At 48.4% G+C, this 4,062-nt stretch carries 3 protein-coding genes; 2 read left to right on the forward strand and 1 reads right to left on the reverse strand.

Going from position 1 to position 4,062, the window contains the following annotated elements; all coding sequences use genetic code 11:
- The first annotated feature begins 44 nt into the window (after positions 1 to 44).
- Positions 45 to 2,642, forward strand: coding sequence for a cytochrome c biogenesis protein CcsA (ccsA, locus tag ACEW8P_RS26370; protein WP_373516046.1), 2,598 nt, complete (start codon positions 45 to 47; stop codon positions 2,640 to 2,642).
- On the opposite strand, the gene ACEW8P_RS26375 is transcribed toward ccsA, so the two are convergent.
- Entirely contained in the window at positions 2,639 to 3,034 is a 396-nt protein-coding gene (locus ACEW8P_RS26375) for a VOC family protein (protein WP_373516047.1), read from the reverse strand. The two genes, ccsA and ACEW8P_RS26375, sit on opposite strands and share 4 nt — an antisense overlap.
- A 402-nt stretch (positions 3,035 to 3,436) precedes the next feature.
- On the opposite strand from ACEW8P_RS26375, the gene ACEW8P_RS26380 reads away from it, so the two are divergent.
- Positions 3,437 to 3,946 carry a peptide deformylase gene (locus tag ACEW8P_RS26380; RefSeq protein WP_373516048.1) on the forward strand — a complete coding sequence of 170 codons (510 nt, stop codon included), beginning with the start codon at positions 3,437 to 3,439 and terminating at the stop codon, positions 3,944 to 3,946.
- The last annotated feature ends 116 nt before the right edge of the window (positions 3,947 to 4,062 follow it).

Here is a 4,062-nt window from a genome sequence, read left to right on the forward strand (position 1 = left end):
AACAACGAGAAACTAGAAACGACTGAATACCAAGCCGCCCAACTATGATTCATACCGCCTACGGCGACGCTGGTCGCTTGTTCGTGATCGTTGCTTTTGTGTCGGCCCTCGTCGCGACTTTTGCCTATTTCAAGTCCGTCACTTCTTCGACCAAGCTAAATGATGTTCTCCCTTGGAAGCGCTTTGCGCGGACGGCCTTTTTTGTCCACGCGGCGGCCGTAGCCGGGGTAGTTTTTTGTTTATATTGGATTATTGGCAACCACTATTTCGAGTACCACTACGCCTGGGACAACTCTTCCCTGTCGCTCCCCACCGAGTACGTCATTTCCAGTTTTTGGCAAGATCAGGAAGGTAGTTTCTTGCTCTGGATTTTTTGGAATGTAGTACTGGGACTCATCCTGATCGTTACCAATCGTTCGTGGGAAGGCCCGGTGATGGCAATTTTCGCCTTAGTGCAGGCCTTTCTGGCGTCCATGATTTTGGGCGTCGTCATTCCGGGACTCGACCTGAAGATCGGCTCAACTCCTTTCCTACTACTGCGTGAAGCTCTACCCGATATTCCTGTTTGGACGACCAATCCTGACTTTATTCCCAAAGACGGCAACGGCCTGAACCCGCTGCTGCAAAACTACTGGATGGTCATCCACCCTCCTACCCTATTCTTAGGCTTTGCCACTACTTTAATTCCCTTCTCGTTCGCGATGGCGGGGCTTTGGACTAAGAAAGTGAAGGAATGGATACGTCCGGCCTTGCCCTGGGCTCTGCTGTCGGCGATGATTCTGGGCGTGGGTATTTTGATGGGTGCTTATTGGGCCTACGAAACGCTGAATTTTGGGGGCTATTGGAACTGGGATCCGGTCGAAAACACCTCGTTCGTACCATGGTTAGTACTGGTCGGGACGATTCACGTCATGATTATCGGGCGTAAAAATGCTACGGCTCTCAAAACGTCATTCATCTTAGCCATTGCTACGTTTGTGATGATTCTGTACTCTACATTCATGACGCGGAGCGGGGTTTTGGGCAATGCTTCGGTGCACTCGTTTACTGATTTGGGCTTGTCGGGGCAGTTGCTGATTTACCTCATGACCTTCGTCGTGCTTTCTGTTGGCTTGCTAATCTACCGCTGGAAGCTATTGCCTTCCGATGAAAAAGAAGTGAGTACTTATTCGCCCGAGTTCTGGATTTTTATCGGCGCGACATTGCTTTGCCTTTCGGGTTTCCAGATTTTGGCTACTACTTCTATCCCGGTGTACAATGCCATCGCCGAAGGTTTTGGCAAGATTCTGAATCTGGCACTGCCTACCGATCCCATCGAACATTACAACAAATTCCAAATCTGGTTCTTTGCCCTGATAACTATCTTGACGGGAATAGGCCAGTACTTCTGGTGGAAACGGACGGGTGAAGGCAAGCTAAACACGCTTTATCCGCCCTTGCTGATTTCCTTGATTCTCAGTGCAATTTTTATCACTTTGGGCGAGGTTCGTACGATTTCTTACATCGCTTTGCTGACCGCCGCTGTCTTCTCTATCGTGGCCAACGGTACTATTTTGCTCAATATTATCGGGGGAAATTACAAGTTGTCAGGCGGGGCGGTGACGCACATCGGGGTAGCTTTGATGCTGATCGGCATCCTTTTTTCATCTGGCTACACGCGAGTAGTTTCTTTGAACAATTCGGGCCTGATGATCTCGCGTTCGGAAGAATTTACGGCCAACGACAATAAAGAAAACAAGGAGAACGTCACGCTATGGCTGAACAAGCCTTCCCAAATGGGTAAATATATGCTGACCTGGCGCGACGTGCGCATCGAGCCGCGCTACGTTCCCGAGTACATTCCTAAAGGTTGGGTTGAGATTATCGAGAACGATTTCCACGCGGTAGCATTACGTGACATTGTCGTCAACGACAAGACATACTACAAGACGGGCGACACGCTCGAGATATATCCCGAAAATTTCTATTACGAAATCGAGTACCGCGAACCATCTGGAAAAATATTCACGCTTTTCCCCCGCGCACAGATCAACCCTCGTATGGGCTTGATTTCCTCGCCCGACATTCAGCGGAAGTACAACAAAGATCTGTACACCTATGTCTCGATGGTCACCAATCCGCTGGACGAAGGCAAATGGAGTCCGACCGAGGAATTCACGGTAGCGATGAAGGACACCTTCTTCGTCAACGACTACGTGGCAATTCTTGATAACGTTGTTCGTACCGACCAGGTGGAGGGCGTGCAATTAGGTGAGAACGACGCGGCTGTAAAGGCTATTATTCGGGTATTGGATACTGACCAGGAATATGTCATCGATCCTTCTTTTGTCATTCGCAACCGCACCGTAGGGCGTAAGGCTCAGGTCAGCAACGAACTGGGTTTACGCATTCAATTCAACGAGATCAACCCGCAGACGGGCGAATTCACCTTTGCCGTCAATACCAAGCAACGCGACTTCATCGTGATGAAGGCTTTGGAAAAGCCCCTCATCAACGTGCTGTGGCTGGGTACTTTTGTGCTGGTAATTGGCTTCCTGATGGCAACTATTCGCCGTTTTCGGGATTTCTTCAAAAACCAAAAGCGGGAAGTCGCAGCGGTTGAGATACCCGAGCCCAAAAAGAGAACGCCGCAGCGTGTTTAACTCGCAATGATCTCCACCCGGTTTCCGTCCGGATCCAAGACAACGCTTTCATAATAGCCGTCGCCTGTCGTGCGCGGCTCTCCGACTACCTTATGGCCGTCGGCCCTCAGCCTTTCGGTCAGCTGAACTACCTCTTCTTTATTGCCCACGGACAGTGCAAAATGCGTCAGGCCCAGGTACTCCGTGCCCTCGGAATTGGCTCCGTTTGCCACAGTTTTTTTTTGCATGATTTCCAATCTGGATTCCCCTGAGAAACTTAGAAAATAAGATTCAAAGCCTTTGCGCGGGTTAACATATTTTTCGTTAGTGGTCGCTCCAAAGTACTTTTCGTAAAAGTGGCGAATCACTTCAAGCTGAGAAGTGTATAGGGCGATGTGGTCAAGTTCGGTCATTGCTTCTGGTATGTTTTGAGGTAAGTGCAAGTAAGTTCAGCAGGACAGGACTTTGCCTGTGTGTGATTGAGAGGTGATTTGACCCTATGCAATTTTATTGGAAATTTTTGCCAGATATTTTTTTTGAAAAAACTATTTACATTTTTTGGTAAAAAAATTGGTTTTTACAGAACAAAAGATGTATTATTGGAAGATATTTTAAGAAAGTTTGTTTATCTTTCCCGCATTAAAAATTTTTCTAATAGAGAAGTGTGACATATGATCGCCAAAGCAGTCATATAATTAGTCCACTAAGATATTCAGCATACTATACACACACTGCTGTTATTAGTTGCTGAAATGCTGAAAAGCACTCCTCTAAAAGAAGGAGTGCTTTTCAGGTTAATGACCTTCCCCTATTCGATGAAAGGACTTGCCGATATCCTGCTGCTAGGCGACGAGCGCCTTTATCAAAATTGCACGCCGCTCACGCCCAAAGACTCAACACTAATTACCAAAATGACGCGCGACCTACATAACGCGCTGGTAGAATTCAGGGGCAAGTACCAAACGGGCCGGGCAATAGCCGCGCCGCAGCTGGGATATATGAAGCGGCTCGTCTATATGTTCGCAGATGATCGTTCAACCATTTTCATCAATCCCGAGATCATCGAGCGTAGTGACGAAACGATGGAACTCTGGGACGACTGCATGAGCCTGCCCAATCTGCTGGTTAAGCTGCAACGCCACCGTCAAATCCGGCTAAGGTTTTATGACGAGAGTTGGCAACGCCAGGAGTGGGTACTTACCGACGACCTTTCGGAACTTCTGCAACACGAAATCGACCACTTGGACGGCGTACTTTGCACGATGCGCGCCATTGACGCCCGCGCCTTTCGGTGGAAACCGACCCCGAATCTATCTTTGGAGTAGAGCCGCAAGGCACGTACCTTTACCCTCCAAATTCAATCCACCATCTACGTGTGCCGTTATTTATCATTTGTCATCCTGCTTTCCGGAATTACTGGTTTTTCTCTCGCCCAGAAACC

Source organism: Persicitalea sp., assembly GCF_041751555.1.
GTDB lineage: Bacteria > Bacteroidota > Bacteroidia > Cytophagales > Spirosomataceae > Persicitalea.